Origin of the sequence: Pseudomonas sp. 8O (assembly GCF_902506495.1) — a bacterium.
Lineage (GTDB): Bacteria > Pseudomonadota > Gammaproteobacteria > Pseudomonadales > Pseudomonadaceae > Aquipseudomonas > Aquipseudomonas chaetocerotis.
On sequence record NZ_LR733263.1, the window covers coordinates 62,880 to 79,232 of the forward strand.

The 16,353-nt window shown below is 64.6% G+C and carries 14 protein-coding genes; 1 reads left to right on the forward strand and 13 read right to left on the reverse strand.

Annotation, left to right across the window (positions count from 1 at the left end; translation table 11 throughout):
• Positions 1–101: 101 nt before the first annotated feature.
• From GV002_RS00295 to GV002_RS00345, 11 genes are all read right to left on the reverse strand, one after another.
• Positions 102–830 (reverse strand): carbonic anhydrase, encoded by a 729-nt coding sequence (locus GV002_RS00295; RefSeq protein WP_160016531.1) that lies wholly within the window; start codon positions 828–830, stop codon positions 102–104.
• A gap of 180 nt (positions 831–1,010) precedes the next feature.
• Positions 1,011–1,958 carry a carbohydrate kinase family protein gene (locus GV002_RS00300; RefSeq protein WP_160016532.1) on the reverse strand — a complete coding sequence of 316 codons (948 nt, stop codon included), beginning with the start codon at positions 1,956–1,958 and terminating at the stop codon, positions 1,011–1,013.
• 28 nt (positions 1,959–1,986) lie between these two features.
• Positions 1,987–3,486, reverse strand: a complete 1,500-nt coding sequence (xylB, locus tag GV002_RS00305) for a xylulokinase (protein ID WP_160016533.1) — start codon at positions 3,484–3,486, stop codon at positions 1,987–1,989.
• 3 nt (positions 3,487–3,489) lie between these two features.
• A complete protein-coding gene (locus GV002_RS00310; protein ID WP_160016534.1) occupies positions 3,490–4,965 on the reverse strand; it encodes a mannitol dehydrogenase family protein in 1,476 nt (491 codons plus the stop codon).
• Positions 4,966–4,991: 26 nt separating this feature from the next.
• Positions 4,992–6,095 (reverse strand): ABC transporter ATP-binding protein, encoded by a 1,104-nt coding sequence (locus GV002_RS00315; RefSeq protein WP_160016535.1) that lies wholly within the window; start codon positions 6,093–6,095, stop codon positions 4,992–4,994.
• 228 nt (positions 6,096–6,323) lie between these two features.
• Positions 6,324–7,157 carry a carbohydrate ABC transporter permease gene (locus GV002_RS00320; protein WP_160016536.1) on the reverse strand — a complete coding sequence of 278 codons (834 nt, stop codon included), beginning with the start codon at positions 7,155–7,157 and terminating at the stop codon, positions 6,324–6,326.
• 10 nt (positions 7,158–7,167) lie between these two features.
• On the reverse strand, positions 7,168–8,100 hold the full coding sequence (locus GV002_RS00325) for a carbohydrate ABC transporter permease (protein ID WP_160016537.1): 933 nt from the start codon (positions 8,098–8,100) through the stop codon (positions 7,168–7,170).
• Between the two features lie 202 nt (positions 8,101–8,302).
• A complete protein-coding gene (locus GV002_RS00330; protein ID WP_160016538.1) occupies positions 8,303–9,613 on the reverse strand; it encodes an ABC transporter substrate-binding protein in 1,311 nt (436 codons plus the stop codon).
• Positions 9,614–9,840: 227 nt separating this feature from the next.
• Positions 9,841–10,746 (reverse strand): AraC family transcriptional regulator, encoded by a 906-nt coding sequence (locus GV002_RS00335; protein WP_160016539.1) that lies wholly within the window; start codon positions 10,744–10,746, stop codon positions 9,841–9,843.
• Positions 10,747–10,856: 110 nt separating this feature from the next.
• Positions 10,857–11,918, reverse strand: coding sequence for a PA0069 family radical SAM protein (locus tag GV002_RS00340; RefSeq protein ID WP_160016540.1), 1,062 nt, complete (start codon positions 11,916–11,918; stop codon positions 10,857–10,859).
• Positions 11,919–11,994: 76 nt separating this feature from the next.
• Entirely contained in the window at positions 11,995–12,981 is a 987-nt protein-coding gene (locus GV002_RS00345; RefSeq protein ID WP_160016541.1) for a bile acid:sodium symporter family protein, read from the reverse strand.
• Between the two features lie 81 nt (positions 12,982–13,062).
• On the opposite strand from GV002_RS00345, the gene GV002_RS00350 reads away from it, so the two are divergent.
• Positions 13,063–13,854 carry an AraC family transcriptional regulator gene (locus GV002_RS00350; protein WP_160016542.1) on the forward strand — a complete coding sequence of 264 codons (792 nt, stop codon included), beginning with the start codon at positions 13,063–13,065 and terminating at the stop codon, positions 13,852–13,854.
• Positions 13,855–13,959: 105 nt separating this feature from the next.
• On the opposite strand, the gene GV002_RS00355 is transcribed toward GV002_RS00350, so the two are convergent.
• Together GV002_RS00355 and prlC are read right to left on the reverse strand one after the other, a co-directional pair.
• A complete protein-coding gene (locus GV002_RS00355; protein WP_017676141.1) occupies positions 13,960–14,247 on the reverse strand; it encodes a YheV family putative zinc ribbon protein in 288 nt (95 codons plus the stop codon).
• Positions 14,244–16,292 (reverse strand): oligopeptidase A, encoded by a 2,049-nt coding sequence (gene prlC, locus GV002_RS00360; RefSeq protein WP_160016543.1) that lies wholly within the window; start codon positions 16,290–16,292, stop codon positions 14,244–14,246. Before prlC ends, GV002_RS00355 begins: the two co-directional genes overlap by 4 nt.
• Positions 16,293–16,353 lie beyond the last annotated feature (61 nt).

The window sequence follows — 16,353 nt, forward strand, 5'->3', positions numbered from 1 at the left end:
GCCGCCTGGGCCGTGAAACTCTGGGAGGAGCATCGCGGCTAAAGCCCCTCCCACAATACCCACCGTGACCCTGGGAGGGGCTTTAGCCGCGAGCCTGCGTATCAGCTTTGTGGAAAACGCGCGCGTGGCGTCGCCATTGGAATCTTGTCGCCGTCGAGCGGCAGGAAGCTGCCCAACTCTGCATCGTAGGCCTTGATCTGGCTGGTTTCGATGTCATACACCCAGCCATGGATGAACAGCTGGCCGCGCGCCAGTTTGGCCGCCACCGACGGGTGAGTACACAGGTGGTTGAGCTGCGCCACCACGTTCTCTTCGGTGAGTACGCTCAGGGCTTCCTTGTCGTCGCTGCAGTTGCAGTTCTCTGCCACTACGCTGCGCGCCACCTCGGCATGACGTAGCCAGGCTTTTACAGTGGGCATGGTTTCCAGTGAGGCCGGGTTGAGCACCGCCTTCATCGCGCCGCAGTCGGAGTGGCCGCAGATGACGATGTGTTGCACGCCCAGGGCCATCACCGCGTACTCGATGGCGGTGGAGACGCCGCCCATCATCTGCCCGTAGGCCGGCACCACGTTACCGACGTTGCGGTTGACGAACAGGTCGCCAGGCGAGCTCTGGGTGATCAGCTCCGGCACCACGCGCGAGTCGGCGCAGGTGATGAACATGGCGCGTGGGTTCTGGGCGGTGGCGAGCTTCTTGAACAGTTCTTCCTGCTGCGGGAAGACCTCGTTGCGAAAGCGCTTGAAGCCATCGACGATGCTGTGCAGCGCCTGCTCGGCGGTTTCGTTGCCCTCGTGGACCTGAAGCGGAATCACCTGATGTTTGTAAGGCATGCCCTGAACCTCTGGGTTATCTGAAAATACGCTGCTAGAACGACAGTCGCTGCGCTGTGCGAGTCACACACCAAGTGTCGCCTCCAGCGAGCTGAGCGACAACCGGCGGTTTCGGGCCATTCGCCTTGGCGCACAGGGAGCCTGTGCCGCTGCCAGGTGATGCAGCGAGGGGTGGCTCGGTCAGCGCGCGCTCTGCCGCTCCAGCTCATGCAGGTAGGGCAGGTCGGGGCCGACCCGCGAGCAGGTCAGCGCAGCAGACTCGATGGCCAGGCGCAGCATGTCGTTGATCTGTTCACGGCTCAGCGTTTCCAGCGCCTCGGGGGTGTCCAGGGCATGGCGGGCCAGGTAACTGAGCAGCGCGGCCTGGAAGGTATCGCCAGCGCCGACGGTGTCACGGGTGTGCACCTCCACTGCCGGGGCCGACCAGTGCCCGTGGCGGCAGTGGACGCTGGCGCCTTTGCTGCCGTGGGTGAGAAACACCAGTTGGCAGCGCTGGTTGAGCCAGCTCGCCGCTACCTGCTGCGGGTCGCGCTCGGGGTACAGCAGCTGCAGATCCTCTTCGCTGACCTTGATCAGGTGCGCGTAGCCGGCGAAGGTCTCGACGCGCTCGCGCCAGTGGGCGATATCAGGCGCTGGACCGAGACGCACGTTCGGGTCGAGGCTGATCAGGCGCTGCCGGTGTTCGCGTTGCACCAGCTGCAGCAGCGTGCTGGCCACCGGCTCCACCACCAGAGAGAAGGAGCCGACGTGCAGGCCGCGCACCTGCGCATCCAGTGTCGGCAGGTGCTCGGTGAGCAGTTGGCGGTCGGCACAGCCTTTGCCACGGAAGGAATACTGCGGTGAGCCGGCAGCGTCCAGGCCGACCATCGCCAGGGTGGTCGGCGCATCGCTGGCGATCAGGTAGGCATCGCTCACGCCCTCGTCACGCAGCACCTGGCGCAGGCGCTGGCCGAGGCTGTCCGAGGAAATCCCGGTGAACAGCGCCGAGTCGGCGCCCATCCGGCGCAGGCCCAATGCCACGTTGAACGGCGAGCCACCGGCGATGGCCTTGAAGGCCAGCTCATTGCCACGCCCATCGTCGCTCTGGATGAACACATCGAACAGTGCTTCGCCACAGACCAGGTACATAGGCGTCTCCTCTATCGTCGTGGCGTTCTCACGCCGGTATGTTTTCGGCGAGCCGGCGGACCTGCTCGCGGTAGCGTTGATAGACCATTTCGTACTGCGCCGTGCGCGCTGGGTCTGGCTGCGTTTGCGTGCTGGTATCGAGGTGCACGCAACGCTCGCACAGCGCGGCCAGCTGCGCCTGGCGATCCGCTCCGGGCGTCAAGCACCAGGCGGCCTGGATTGCGGCGCCCAGTGCGGCGGCTTCGGTGTGCTGCGGGCAGACCAGTGGCGTGCCCATGATGTCGGCGATCACCTGGCGCCACACCGGGCTCTTCGCCGCGCCGCCGATCAGGCGGATGGTCTGGCTCTGCAGGCCGCTGGCGCGCAGCAGGTCGAGGCCGTAGCGCAGGCTGAAACTGGTGCCCTCGACCACCGCCCGACACAGATTGGCGCGGGTCAGGTTGTCGCTGTCCATGCCCAGCAGGCTGGCGCGCGAGCGGGGCAGCGCCGGCACCCGTTCGCCATTGAAGAACGGCAGCATCAGCAGGCCCTCGGCGCCGATGGGTGATTGCCCGACCAGCTCGCCGAAGGCCTGGATGTCCAGCTCCAGCAATTGCTGGATCAGCCCGGTGGCGCTGGTCAGATTCATGGTGCAGATCAATGGTAGCCAGCCGCCGCTTGATGAGCAGAAGGTCGCCACCTGTGCATGCGGGCTGACCGTCGGTTGGTCGCTGTAGGCGTAGAGGGTGCCGGAGGTGCCCAGGCTCATGGTGATCGCGCCCGGGCGAATGTTGCCGGTGCCGATGGCGCCCATCATGTTGTCGCCGCCGCCGCTGGCTACCACGGCATCCGGGTTCAGGCCCAGTTGCCGGGCGATCTGCGGGCGGAGGCGGCCCACTGGCTGATCCGACTCGATCAGCTCTGGCAGCGCGTTGCAAAGGCGCCCGCTGGGGTCGATGAGATTCAGCAGTTCGGTATCCCAGGTGCGCGTGCGTACATCGAAATAACCCGTACCGGAGGCGTCGCCGTACTCGCTGCAGGCATGGCCGGTGAGCCAGTGGTTGAGGTAATCGTGCGGCAGCAGGATATGCGCGATACGAGCAAAGACATCGGGGTGCTGCTCCTGGGTCCAGAGTAGCTTGGACACCGTGTAACCGGGCGCGATGGCCACGCCCAGGCGCTGCAGCGAACCGGCCTCGCCGCCGAGATGATTGAGCAGGCGCTGGTTCTCCGGGGTCGATTCGGTGTCGCACCAGAGCTTGGCCGGGCGCAGCACCGCGCCCTGTTCGTCGAGCAACACCAGACCATGCTGCTGGCCGGAGACGCCGATGCCGAGAATCCGCTCGCCGCTGATTCCGGCGGCTGTCAGCGCCTGGCGGGTCGCCTGCTCGAAGGCATCCAGCCATTGCTGCGGCTGTTGCTCGCGGCGGCCGTAGGCACCGCTCTGCAGGGTATGGCTGGCGCTGCCGGCGCCAAGCACCTGGCCGCTGCCTGCGTCCAGGACTAGGGCTTTGGTGCCCTGAGTGCCGCAATCGATACCGAGGTACATGGCTCAATCGCCCAGCAGGGTCTGCAGGGTGCGCGTCACGCCGAGCTTGCGCAGGCTGTCGTAACACAGCTCGAAGGCGGCGGCGAACGCCGCCGACTGCGGGATGACCGTGCCAAAGATCGCCTCGACGCCCAGTACCCGTTCACACACCTTGTCGTCGTCGGCCACCAGTGCCTGGCAGAACTCGGCGCGCGGATCGGGGATGCGATAGCGCGTGCCGTTCTCGTCGATTCCTTTCAGGTACAGCGCCCAGGCTGCGACCACCAGCGCCACGCGCTCCAGCGGTCGACCGTCCTCGATCAGGCGGTTGAGGGTGGGCACGATGAACTTGGGAAACTTCGACGAGCCATCCGAGCAGACCCGCTCCAGCTGATCGGCGATGGCCTGGTTGGAGAAGCGCTCGATCAGCGTGTCCTTGTAGGTGCTCAGGTCGATGCCCGGCACTGGCGCCAGCTGCGGCGTCACGTCGAGGTCCATGAAGGTGCGCACGTACTGGCGCATCAGCGGGTCGTTCATTGCCTCGTGGACGAAGCGATAGCCCTTGAGAAAGCCCAGGTAGGTCAGCGCCAGGTGGCTGCCATTGAGCAGCTTGATCTTCATCTCCTCGTAGGGCGTGACATCGTCGGTGAATTGCACGCCGACCTCTTCCCAGGCCGGGCGGCCGCTGACGAACTTGTCTTCCAGCACCCATTGCACGAAGGGCTCGCAGACCACCGGCCAGGCGTCATCGACGCCGTGCTGCTCGGCCAGTTGCTGGCGATGGGCGGCGCTGGTCATCGGCGTGATGCGGTCGACCATGGCGTTGGGAAAGCTCACGTGCTGGTCGATCCAGGTGGCCAGCTCATGATTGGCCAGGTGGGCGAAGGCCAGCAGCGCCCTGCGCGTGACATCGCCGTTGTGCGGCAGGTTATCGCAGGACATCAGGGTGAAAGCCGGAATGCCGGCGGCGCGACGTTTGGCCAGGGCGGCGCAGAGAAAACCGAACACGCTTTGTGGCGATTCCGGGTGGCGCAGGTCGTGGGCAATGGCTGGCAGTTCGGCGAGAAATTCGCCAGTGCTGTCGTCGATGCAGTAACCACCCTCGGTGATGGTCAGCGAGACGATGCGAATCGCCGGGTCGGCCAACTTGTCGATCAGTGCCTGCGGCGACTCTTCGGCCAGCAGCATGTCGTTGATCGCACCGATCACCCGCACCGGCAGGTTCGGCTCGTCGCCCAGTTCGACCAGGGTGTAGAGGTAATCCTGGCTGGCCAGGGCATCGCGCATGGCGCGGTCCTCACTGCGCACGCCGACCCCGCAGATACCCCAGTCCAGCGCCAGGCCCTGGTTCATCAGGGCGTCGGTGTAAACCGCCTGGTGGGCGCGGTGAAAGCCGCCGACGCCGAAATGGGCGATGCCGGTGCGGATCATCTCTGCGGTGTAGCCGGGCAGCGCGACGGCGCCGCCAAGCCGGGAAAGCTGCTGGCGATTGAGTTTCATCTGGAACATCCCGTGGTGGAGCGGCGTCAGGCGGCCTGCTGCAGTGGTTTGGCGACGGCTTGGCCATCGGCGTCGAAGAGGTGGCAGTGCGCCGTGTCGAAATCCAGGGTCAGGGCTTCGCCATAACGCGGCGCGAAGTCGCCGCGTACGCGCACCGTGAGCATCTCGCCCGAGGTGCAGCGCACATGGCAGAAGGTGTCGCTGCCCAGGCGCTCGCTGACGTCGGCGGTCACCTGCATGCGGCCCGCGCCGGTGCTGACCACGTTGAGGTGTTCCGGGCGTACGCCCGGGGTCACCGTGCTGCCGACGCTCAGGCCAGCGGCGGACTGCGGCAGCGTCAGGTGCGTGCCGCACTCCAGTTGCACGTCGCAGTTGTCGGCCTCGACCCTGTTCAGGGTGCCACGCAGAAAGCCCATCTTCGGTGTGCCGAGAAAGCCGGCGACGAACAGGTTGGCCGGGTGGTGATACAGCTCCAGCGGCGAGCCGACCTGCTCGATACGCCCGCCATTGAGCACCACCACCTTGTCGGCCAGGGTCATGGCTTCGACCTGGTCATGGGTCACGTAGATCATGGTCGCCTGCAGGTCCTTGTGCAGCCGCGCCAGTTCCAGGCGGGTCTGCACGCGCAAGGCGGCGTCGAGGTTGGACAGCGGCTCGTCGAACAGGAAGATCTTCGGGTTGCGCACGATGGCGCGGCCGATGGCGACGCGCTGGCGCTGGCCACCGGAGAGCTGTTTGGGCTTGCGTTCGAGCAGGGCGTCGAGCTGCAGGATGCGCGCGGCGTTGGTGACCTTGGTCTCGATCTCCTGCTTGCCCACGCGGGCCAGGTCGAGGGCGAAGGACAGGTTCTTGCGCACGGTCATGTGCGGGTACAGCGCGTAGGTCTGGAACACCATGGCCAGGTCGCGGCGCGCCGGGGCCATGTCGGTGATGTCCTGGCCATCGAGCTCGATGTGGCCGCTGCTGACTTCTTCGAGCCCGGCGATCAGGCGCAGCAGGGTGGATTTGCCGCAGCCCGAGGGGCCGACGAACACCACGAACTCGCGGTCGCGGATGTCCAGATCGATGCCCTGGATGATCGCCGTGCCGTCGAAGCCTTTTTGCAGATTGCGGATTTTCAAATCAGCCATAGCGAGCTCCAGTCTTGTTCTTCGATTAGTTACAGACGCTGCAATTTTGCTTCGGTCCGACGGGCGTAGGAGCCCGGCTTGCCGGAGATCTGCTGGGAACCAGCAGCAAAAACTCCCTCGACCGTGACAGCAAAACGGCGTCTATCAGCGCTACTGCCGGTTCCCGGCAGATCGCGAGCAAGCTCGCTCCTACGGCCTGCGGCCAGAATCAAACACATATCGGCATACTCATTTCACGGCGCCGAAGGACAGGCCGCGTACCAGTTGTTTCTGGCTGATCCAGCCGACGATCAGGATGGGCGCGCAGGCCAGGGTCGAGACGGCGGAGAGCTTGGCCCAGAACAGACCTTCGGGGCTGGAATAGGAGGCCACCAGGGCGGTCAGCGGAGCGGCGGCGGAGCTGGTCAGGTTGAGCGACCAGAACGCCTCGTTCCAGCACAGGATCAGCGACAGCAACATGGTCGAGGCCAGGCCGCCGCGAGCGATTGGCAGCAGCACGCGGACGATTTCCTGCCAGGTGGTGGCGCCATCCAGGCGCGCCGCTTCGAGGATGTCCACGGGGATGTCCTTGAAGTAGGTGTACACCATCCACACGATGATCGGCAGGTTGATCAGGGTGTAGATGATGATCAGCGCCAGCCGTGAATCGAGCAGGCCGAACTGCTTGGCCAGCAGGTAGATCGGTACCAGCACGCCCACCGGTGGCAGCATCTTGGTCGACAGCATCCACAGCAGCGTGCGCTTGGTGTGGCGGGTTTCGAAGAAGGCCATGGAGTAGGCGGCTGGCACGGCCAGGAGCATGCACAGCAGCGTCGCGGATACTGAGATCAGCACAGAGTTCCAGGCGAAGGCGAAGTAGTCGCTGCGCTCGTTGATGTGCAGGTAGTTCTCCAGCGTCGGGGTGAAGATGAATTGCGGCGGCGTGGCGAACGCGTCGATCTCGGTCTTCAGGCTGGTCAGCACCATCCAGAAGATCGGGAAGAAGATCACCGCGGCAATCGCCCAGGCCAGGGCGCCGATGATCAGGCTCTGCAGGCGACGGGATTGTTTCAGCGTCAGCATCTCAGGGCCCTCACTGCTTGTCGGTCAGGTTCTTGCCGATCATGCGGATTAGCACGATGGCAGCGATGTTGGCGATCACCACCGCGATCAGCCCGCCGGCCGAAGCCATGCCGACGTCGAACTGCAGCAGCGCCTGGGTGTAGATCAGGTAGGCGAGGTTGGTCGACTCGTAGCCGGGGCCGCCGCTGGTGGTGGTGTAGATCTCGGCGAACACCGAGAGCAGGAAGATGGTCTCGATCATCACCACCACGGCAATTGGCCGCGCCAAGTGCGGCAGGGTCAGGTGCCAGAAGATGGCGATGGGGCCGGCGCCGTCCAGGCGCGCGGCTTCTTTCTGCTCCTGATCGAGCGACTGCATGGCGGTCATCAGGATCAGGATGGCGAACGGCAGCCACTGCCAGGACACGATCATGATGATCGAGAACAGCGGGTGGTGCGCCAGCCAGTCCACCGGTTGGGCCCCGAAGAACTGCCAGATGGCGGCGAGAATCCCCGATACCGGATGGAAGATCAGATTCTTCCATAGCAGCGCGCTGACCGTGGGCATGATGAAGAACGGCGAGATCAGCAGCACCCGCACGATGCCCCGGCCGAAGAACTCACTGGCTTCCAGCAGTGCGGAGATCAGCACGCCGAGCACCACGCTGATCAGCAACACGCTGCCCACCAGCAGCACGGTATTGCCGGCGCCGGAAAGGAAGGCGGCGTCGGTGACGAAATATTCGAAGTTCTCCAGGCCGACGAAATCGTTCTCGCCGGGGTACAGCAGGTTGTAGCGGATCAGCGAGAAATAGACGGTCATGCCCAGCGGCACGATCATCCAGATCAGCAGCAGGGCGACCGAAGGACTGACCAGAAACCAGCCGGGCGCCAGGCGTCGGGACTTGCGCGCTACCGGCGTGCTGGCCTGCGCGGCGGGGGTGTCGATGGCCGGAGAATTCATCATGCCTCCGAGGGCGGGATGGATGGTGGCGTAACGCGAGTGGCGGCCGGTAGGGTGGGCTTCAGCCCACCGTTCTGCTCGTTCCTACGCTCCGCGTTGGAATGCATCCTCGGGCGCTCTGCGCCCCGTGACACCGAGTCAGCGGACGCGGAGCGTCCTCACATGCGCTCCCACGCAGAGCGTGGGAGCGATCCTGGTGGTGTTACTTGGGATACCCGGCGCGCTTCATTTCCCGTTCGGTACTCTGCTGTGCGGCCTGCAGGGCCTGCTCCGGTTGCATCTGCCCGGTGAGCGCGGCGGTGAACAGCTTGCCGACGCTGGTGCCGATGGCCTGGAACTCGGGAATGGTCACCAGCTGGATGCCCACGTAAGGCACCGGCTTGGCGCTGGGGTGGGCCGGGTCGGCCTTCTTCAGCGAGTCCAGGGTGACCTTGGCGAACGGCGCGGCCTGCATGTAGGCGTCGCTGTAGGTCGAGGCGCGGGTGCCTGGCGGCACGTTGGCCACACCATCCTTCTCGGCGACAAGTTCGGCATAGGCCTTGGAGGTCGCCCAGGCGCTGAAGGTCTTGGCGGCGTCCTTGGACTTGGAGCTGGTGGGAATCGCCAGTGCCCAGGAGTACAGCCAGGAGGCGCCCTTGTCGGTGACTTGGGTCGGCGCGAAGGTGAAGCCGACGGCGTCGGCGACCTTGCTCTGCGAGGTGTCGGTGACGAAGGAGCCGGCCACGCTGGCATCGACCCACAACGCGCACTTGCCGCTGTTGAACAGCGCCAGGTTCTCGTTGAAACCGTTGCTGGAGGCGCCGGGCGGGCCGTACTTCTTCATGTTGTCGACGTAGAAGTTGAGCGCGTTCTTCCATTCGCTGCCGGTGAATTCAGGCTGCCACTGCTCGTTGAACCAGCGCGCACCATGGGCATTGGCCAGGGTGGTGATCAGCGCCATGTTCTCGCCCCAGCCGGCCTTGCCGCGCAGGCACAGACCGTACTGGCCCTTGTCCGGCTGGTGCAGCTTGCCGGCGAATTCCGCCATCTGCTCCCAGGTGGGCTGCTCGGGCATTTCCAGACCGGCCTGCTCGAACAGATCCTTGCGGTAATAGGTGATCGAGGCTTCGGCATAGAACGGCAGGGCGTACAGCGTGCCCTTGGCGGAAAGGCCTTCGCGTACCGAGGGGAAGACGTCGTCGAGGTCGTAGTTGGCCGGCAGCTCGGTCATCGGCTCCAGCCAGCCTTTCTCGCCCCACAGCGCCGCTTCGTACATGCCGATGGTGAGCACGTCGAACTGGCCGCCCTGGGTGGCAATGTCGGTGGTCAGGCGCTGGCGCAGCACGTTCTCCTCGAGCACCACCCACTTCAGGCGGATGTCGGGGTTCTGTTCTTCGAAGGTTTTGGCGAGCCGCTGCATGCGGATCATGTCGCTGTTGTTGACCGTGGCGATGGTCAGGGTTTCAGCGCCCTGGGCGATCACGGTGAGGGACAGGCAAGAGGCTGCAACGAGGGCCTTGATCGAGTTGTTCATGTTTGTGAACTCCTCTCCCGCGCCACTACGGCTACGGAAGAACGTTATTGTTTTTGTTTGGCTCGGGCCGGATTACACCCCCGCAGGTCTGCACGAACAAATCCTTGAGCGCACAGTGACCGATACTTTTTTGCACAGACTGGTCAGCAAGAAACCGGCTGAGTAAGGGATGGAGCTCTCTGGCATGAGGGGTGTAGGTGACGCCGGGGTAGAGAACGGCTGCCGATTCAGTACAGGTTTTGCTCGGTCAGGCGCTGCACTGCGAGCTTGCGATAGCCCGAGGGTGTCATGCCCTTGAGCTGCTGGAAGCGGCGGTTGAAGTTGGAAATGTTGCTGAAACCGGACTCGAAGCACACGTCGGTCACTGGCTTGTCGCTCTTGCTCAGCAGCTCGCAGGATTTGCTCACCCGCAGGCGATTGACGAATTCGACGAAGCCGCGCCCGGTGGCCTGCTTGAAGAAGCGCGAAAAGTAGGTGGTGGTCATGCTCAGGTGCTCGGCGACTTCCTCCTGGCTGATGCCCTGGGCGTAGTGCTGGAAAATGTAGTCCACCGCCCGGTTGATGCGCTCGACATGCTGCTCGTCGCCCAGCTCCGAAGAGGTCACGGCCGAGAGCAACTGGTAATCCTCGCTGCCGGCGAGCAGCTCCATGAGGATGAAGAAGTGCCCCAGGCGGGTGATGCCGCGGCTGCTGGCGATCTTGCCCATCAGCACGCCGGCTTCGCGTATCAATTGCGGGTCGCGGAACTCGATACCGAACTGCGCGCGGGCCAGCAAGGGCTGCAGGGTCTTGAGCTCGGCAAACACCGCAGTACCGCCGTCCAGCACTTCATCGGTGAAGTTGACCAGCATGTCGCGGGTTTCCACCACCTCGCCTTCCTCGACCTGGCTGATCCAGTTGTGCGGCAGACCAGGGCCGGTGAGGAACAGGGTGTAGGGTGAGAAATTGCCGATGTAGTCGCCGATGAACACCTTGCCGGAGCTGGCGACGATCAGGTGCAGCTCGTATTCCTTGTGGAAGTGCCAGCGCACCAGCGGCGAGGGAAAGCCGTGCTGACGGTAGATCAGCGAATGGCCTTCATGGTCGTCCATCAGTTCGTAGGAGGGGTCGGCTACGCGGGATGTGCGGGTCATGGTCGTCGTCGGTCAATGCCTCAAGAAGGGTCTGTACGAAAAATATCTGCGCTCGGAAACTTTCCGTACGGACCCTGCCACGTTTTAACATATCGAGACGTGCTGCCAAGTCAGAGCAGGCTCAATTGCGCACCTGGTGGACAGAACTGCGAACAGTCCAGCACCACGCTGCCTCGTCGATCCAGGCCGAGCCTGCGCCGCGCCAGGCGAAAGCGCTGCTCCAGCAGGTCGGCGAACTGGCCTTCGCCGCGCATGCGGCTACCGAAGCGGCTGTCGTAGTTCTTACCGCCACGACTCTGGCGAATCAGGCTCATGACGTGGGCGGCGCGATCCGGAAAGTGCACCTGCAGCCATTCCTCGAACAATCCGACGATCTCCAGCGGCAGGCGCAGCAGCACATAACCGGCCGAGCGGGCGCCGGCATCACGGGCGGCTTCGAGCAGCGCCTCCAGCTCCATGTCGTTGATCTGCGGAATCATCGGCGCGCAGATGGCGCTGACTGGCACACCCGCTTCGTGCAGCGTGCGCATCGCGCGCAGGCGAGCTGCTGGGGCGGCAGTGCGTGGCTCCATGATGCGTTTCAGTTCGTCATCCAGGGTGGTCAGGCTAAAGGCCACGCTGACCAGGTTGTGCCTGGCCAGCTCGCTGAGCAGGTCGAGGTCACGCAGGATCAGCGAGCCCTTGGTGATGATGTGCAGCGGGTGCTTGTAGCGCAGCAGGATTTCCAGGGTCTGGCGGGTCAGGCGCTGCTCGCGTTCGATGGGCTGGTAGGCGTCGGTGTTCATGCCCAGAGCGATGGGTTGTGGCACATAACCGGGCTTCTGCAACTGCTCTTCGAGGCGCTCGGCCAGGTTGGTCTTGGCGATCAGGCGGGTTTCGAAGTCGATACCGGGCGACATGTCCCAGTAGGCGTGAGTTGGTCTGGCGAAGCAGTAGATGCAGCCGTGCTCGCAGCCACGGTAGGGGTTCACCGAGCGGTCGAAGCCGACGTCCGGTGAGTTATTACGGGTGATCGCCGTCTTCGCCTTCTCCTTGCGCACTTCGGTGGCGCGACTTGGCGGTGTTTCGTCGTGATACCAGCCGTCGTCTTCCTGCTCCGAACGGGTCGGCGCATAGCGGTTGTGCGGATTGCTGGCGGTACCACGGCCACGTGGCGGCAGGCTGACGGACATGCTCGGACTCCAAAATATACTGTATAAAAATACAGTTATCTGGAGCCTGGGCAAGTCCCTTCTGTCGTGGCGTCGATCAGGCTGCCGCTATTTGCGGCGCTTCCTCGCGCTTGGCATAACGCTGCGCCAGCACCGCGCAGACCATCAGCTGGATCTGGTGGAAGAGCATCAGCGGCAGGATCAGTACGCCGATGGTGCTGCCGGCGAACAGTACCTGGGCCATGGGTACACCGGTGGCCAGGCTCTTCTTCGAGCCGCAGAAGAGGATGGTGATGCGGTCTTCCAGGCTGAAACCCAGCCACTTGCCCAGCAGGTGGGTCAGCACCAGGGCCAGGGCCAACAGCACGCAGCAGGCGGCTATCACGGTCAGCAGGGTGACCAGCGGCACCTGCTGCCACAGGCCGCCAATAACTGCGGCGCTGAAGGCGGTGTAGACCACCAGCAGGATCGAACTCTGGTCGACGTATTTCAGCCAGCTCTTGTTCTGGTTGACCCAGCCGCCGATCCAGCGCTGAGCGATCTGGCCGAGAACGAAGGGCAGCAGCAACTGCAGGCTGATCTTGCCGATGGCGTCGAGGGTCGAGCCGTTGTCGCCTTGTACGCCCATCAGCATGGCCACCAGCAGCGGGGTGACGAAGATACCGAGCAGGCTGGAGGCCGCCGCGCTGCAGATAGCCGCCGGGATGTTGCCGCGCGCCAGCGAGGTGAAGGCGATGGCCGATTGCACGGTGGCCGGCAGGGCGCACAGGTAGAGCATGCCTAGGTACAGCTCTTTGCCCAACAGCGGCTCAAGCGCTGGTCTGAGCGCCAGGCCGAGCAGCGGGAAGAGGATGAAGGTGCAGGCGAACACCAACAGGTGCAGGCGCCAGTGCCCGGCGCCAGCGAGAATCGCCTGACGCGACAGTTTGGCGCCGTGCATGAAGAACAGCAGGGCAATGGCCAGGTTGGTGATCCACTCGAAGATCGTCGCAATCTGGCCGCTGGCAGGCAGCAACGTGGCGGCGAGCACCACGGCAAGCAGGGTCAGGGTGAAATTGTCGGGCAGCAGGCGGCGCAGGAACATGGCGAATCTCGGGCTTGCGATACAGGAGGGCGCCAGACTATCGTCGTCGAAAATTTCCGGCTAACGCTAAAGAGCCAGCAAGTGTCGCCAAACAGACATCCCCCCACCCTGCATCGCAGCCTGCCCGAGTTGCCCAGCCTGCCTCGGCCGCTGTATGGCCGCACCGAATCGCTGACCAACCGCGCCCTGACCTTTCGCCATAGACACCCATGGGTGCAGCTGTCTTACGCCATCGCCGGGGTGCTCGAGGTGCAGACCGCTGGCGCCCGCTTCGTCGCACCGCCGCAGCGGGCGGTGTGGGTACCGGCGGGTGTCGAGCATCAGGTATTCAGCTCGCCACGTACCGAGATGCGCAGCCTGTACATCGACGGCAGCGCGGTGCCCTGGGGGCCGGATGAATGTCGGGTGCTGGCGGTCAGCCCGCTGCTGCGCGAGCTGATTCGCGGTTTCAGCGCGCTGCCGGCCGAATATGACGAGCAGGGGGCGCCGGGTAGGTTGGCGGCAGTGCTGCTGGACGAACTGCGGGCTGCGCCAGACGTTGAGTTGATGCTGCCGCTGCCGCAGGATGCGCGGCTGCGCGAGGTCTGTCAGGGGCTTGAGGATGCGAACCTGCGCCAGCTTGGCCTGGGCGAATGGGGCGAGCGCCTGGGTGTTTCGGAAAAGACCCTGAGCCGGCTGTTCCTGCGCGAAACGGGCCTGAGTTTCCGCGTCTGGCGTCAGCGCCAGCGCCTGCTCGATGCGCTTACCCCGCTGGAGCAGGGCGAGCGCGTCACCGACGTGGCGCTGGCCTGCGGCTACGACTCGCTATCGGCCTTTATCGCCGCCTTTCGCCGCCAGTTCGGCGCAACACCGGGGGAGTTCTTTCGCGATTAACCTACCGAGCGGCCGTTGCGTAGCCCGGATGCAATCCGCGGAATGCTTGGCACACTGCCCCGGATTGCATCCGGGCTACGCGCTGCGGCGCCGCTAACCCACGCGTCACTCGCTCGGCTTCTTCAGCTTCGGGTTGGGAAAGAACTGCACGGCCTGCACATTGGGGTCGGCCGCCTTGGGCTTCAGGCCGCTGACGTTGACCCGCGTGGGGATCTCCTTGGGCACCGAGTTGCCGCGTGCGTCGAGGGTGTCGGCGTAGCCGCACTTGACGCATTCACGGTGCGGCACGCCGTCGACGTTCCACATCTTGATGCTGTCGGTTTCGCTGCACGCCGGGCACACGGCGCCGGCGATGAAGCGTTTCGGCGTGCTGTTCACAGGCGCATCGCTCATGCTGCCTCCTGGCTCAGACCGAGGTGACGCAGCAGGGCGTCGATGCTCGGCTCACGGCCGCGGAAGTCGACGAACAGCACCATCGGTTCCTGCGAGCCGCCACGGGCCAGGATCGCTTCGCGGAAGGCACGGCCGGTATCGGCGTTGAACACGCCTTCTTCCTCGAACTTGGAGAAGGCATCGGCGCTGAGCACTTCGGCCCACTTGTAGCTGTAGTAACCGGCTGCATAGCCGCCGGCGAAGATGTGCGCGAAGCCGTTGGCGAAGCGGTTGTAGGCCGGCGGGCGTAGCACCGAGACTTCACTGCGGATCGCCTCGATCACGTCCAGCGCGCTGCGGCCGTCGCCGTGGGTGGCGTGCAACTCGAAGTCGAACAGGGAGAACTCCAGCTGGCGCACCATCATCAGTCCGGACTGGAAGTTCTTCGCCGCCAGCATCTTGTCCAGCATGGCCTGTGGCAGCGCCTCGCCGGTTTCAAAGTGGCCGGAGATCAGCGCCAGGCCTTCCGGCTCCCAGCACCAGTTTTCCATGAACTGGCTCGGCAACTCGACCGCATCCCAGGCCACGCCGTTGATGCCCGAGGCACCGGCGTGCTCGACGCGGGTCAGCAGGTGGTGCAGGCCGTGGCCGAATTCGTGGAACAGGGTGGTGACCTCGTCATGGGTCAACAGCGCCGGCTTGCCGCCGACCGGCGGGGTGAAGTTGCACACCAGGTTGGCCACCGGGGCGATCAGTTGGCCGTCGGCAGTGCGGCGTTTGTCGCGGGCGCCGTCCATCCAGGCACCGCCGCGCTTGTTGGCACGGGCGTAGAGGTCGAAGAAGAAACGCCCAACGTGCTGGCCGTTCTCCTGAATCTCGAACAGGCGCACGTCCGGGTGCCAGGTGTCGAAGTCTTTCAGCTCGCGAATCTCGATGCCGTAGAGCTTATGCACAATGGCGAACAGACCGGTGAGCACCTTGTCCACCGGGAACCAGGCGCGTACTTCTTCCTGGGAGATGCTGTAGCGCTGCTGGCGCAGGCGCTCGCTGTAGTAGCCGACGTCCCAGCTCTGCAGGTCATCCAGGCCCTGCTCGGCGGCGAAGGCCTTGAGCTCGGTCAGATCCTGCTCGGCGAAGGGTTTGCTGCGCACCGCCAGGTCGCGCAGGAAGCTCAGCACCTGGTCGGTGTTCTCGGCCATCTTGCTGGCCAGGCTCAGTTCGCTGTAGTTGGCGAAGCCGAGCAGGCGCGCCAGCTCCTGGCGCAGGTCGAGAATCTCGCTCATCAGCGGGCCGTTGTCGTTCTGCCCGGCGTTCGGCCCCTGGTCGGAGGCGCGGGTGCAGTAGGCGGCATACACCTCTTCGCGCAGGGCGCGGTCGTCGGCGTAGGTCATCACCGCGTAGTAGCTGGGGAATTCCAGGGTGATCAGCCAGCCGTCCAGGCTCTTGGCCTCGGCGGCCTGCTTCATCTGCGCCTTGGCCGAGTCGGTCAGGCCGTTCAGGCGCGTTTCGTCGGTGATCTGCTTGGTCCAGGCCTGGGTAGCGTCGAGCAACTGGTTGGAGAACTTGCTGGTGAGCTCGGACAGGCGCATCTGGATCTCGCCGTAGCGCTTCTGCTGCTCGACCGGCAAATCGATACCGGACAGACGGAAGTCACGCAGGGCGTGTTCGAGGATGGTCTTCTGCGCCACATCGAAGCTGGCGGCGGCCGGGCTCTTGGCCAGCGCGTCATAAGCCTCGAACAGCGGCTTGTTCTGGCCCATTTCGGTCCAGTATTCCGACAGTTTTGGCAGGCAGGCCTCGTAGGCCGCGCGCAGCTCGGCGCTGTTGCATACAGCGTTGAGGTGGCTCACCGGGCTCCAGGCTCGGCCCAGGCGGGCGCCCAGTTCGTCCAGTGCCAGTACCAGGCCGTCCCAGCTCGGGTTGGCTTGCTGCTGTTCGAGCAGTTTGGCGATGGCAGCGCGGCTGTCTGCCAGGATCTGGTCGACGGCAGGTTCGACGTGTTCCGGTTTGATCTGCGAATAGGGCGGCAGGTCGAAGTCTTGCAGCAGGGGATTGTTCGCGGTCACGACGAGGCACCTGTGGCGAATGAATGTGGGGTTGCGGCGCAGAGCGGCAATAATTCTGGCG

What these genes read in the sequence shown, in the direction of transcription:
- GV002_RS00295 (WP_160016531.1), bottom strand. Translation starts at nt 830, where the DNA reads ATGCCTTACAAACATCAGGTGATTCCGCTTCAGGTCCACGAGGGCAAC.
- GV002_RS00300 (WP_160016532.1), bottom strand. Translation starts at nt 1,958, where the DNA reads ATGTACCTGGTCTGTGGCGAAGCACTGTTCGATGTGTTCATCCAGAGC.
- xylB (WP_160016533.1), bottom strand. Translation starts at nt 3,486, where the DNA reads ATGTACCTCGGTATCGATTGCGGCACTCAGGGCACCAAAGCCCTAGTC.
- GV002_RS00310 (WP_160016534.1), bottom strand. Translation starts at nt 4,965, where the DNA reads ATGAAACTCAATCGCCAGCAGCTTTCCCGGCTTGGCGGCGCCGTCGCG.
- GV002_RS00315 (WP_160016535.1), bottom strand. Translation starts at nt 6,095, where the DNA reads ATGGCTGATTTGAAAATCCGCAATCTGCAAAAAGGCTTCGACGGCACG.
- GV002_RS00320 (WP_160016536.1), bottom strand. Translation starts at nt 7,157, where the DNA reads ATGCTGACGCTGAAACAATCCCGTCGCCTGCAGAGCCTGATCATCGGC.
- GV002_RS00325 (WP_160016537.1), bottom strand. Translation starts at nt 8,100, where the DNA reads ATGAATTCTCCGGCCATCGACACCCCCGCCGCGCAGGCCAGCACGCCG.
- GV002_RS00330 (WP_160016538.1), bottom strand. Translation starts at nt 9,613, where the DNA reads ATGAACAACTCGATCAAGGCCCTCGTTGCAGCCTCTTGCCTGTCCCTC.
- GV002_RS00335 (WP_160016539.1), bottom strand. Translation starts at nt 10,746, where the DNA reads ATGACCCGCACATCCCGCGTAGCCGACCCCTCCTACGAACTGATGGAC.
- GV002_RS00340 (WP_160016540.1), bottom strand. Translation starts at nt 11,918, where the DNA reads ATGTCCGTCAGCCTGCCGCCACGTGGCCGTGGTACCGCCAGCAATCCG.
- GV002_RS00345 (WP_160016541.1), bottom strand. Translation starts at nt 12,981, where the DNA reads ATGTTCCTGCGCCGCCTGCTGCCCGACAATTTCACCCTGACCCTGCTT.
- GV002_RS00355 (WP_017676141.1), bottom strand. Translation starts at nt 14,247, where the DNA reads ATGAGCGATGCGCCTGTGAACAGCACGCCGAAACGCTTCATCGCCGGC.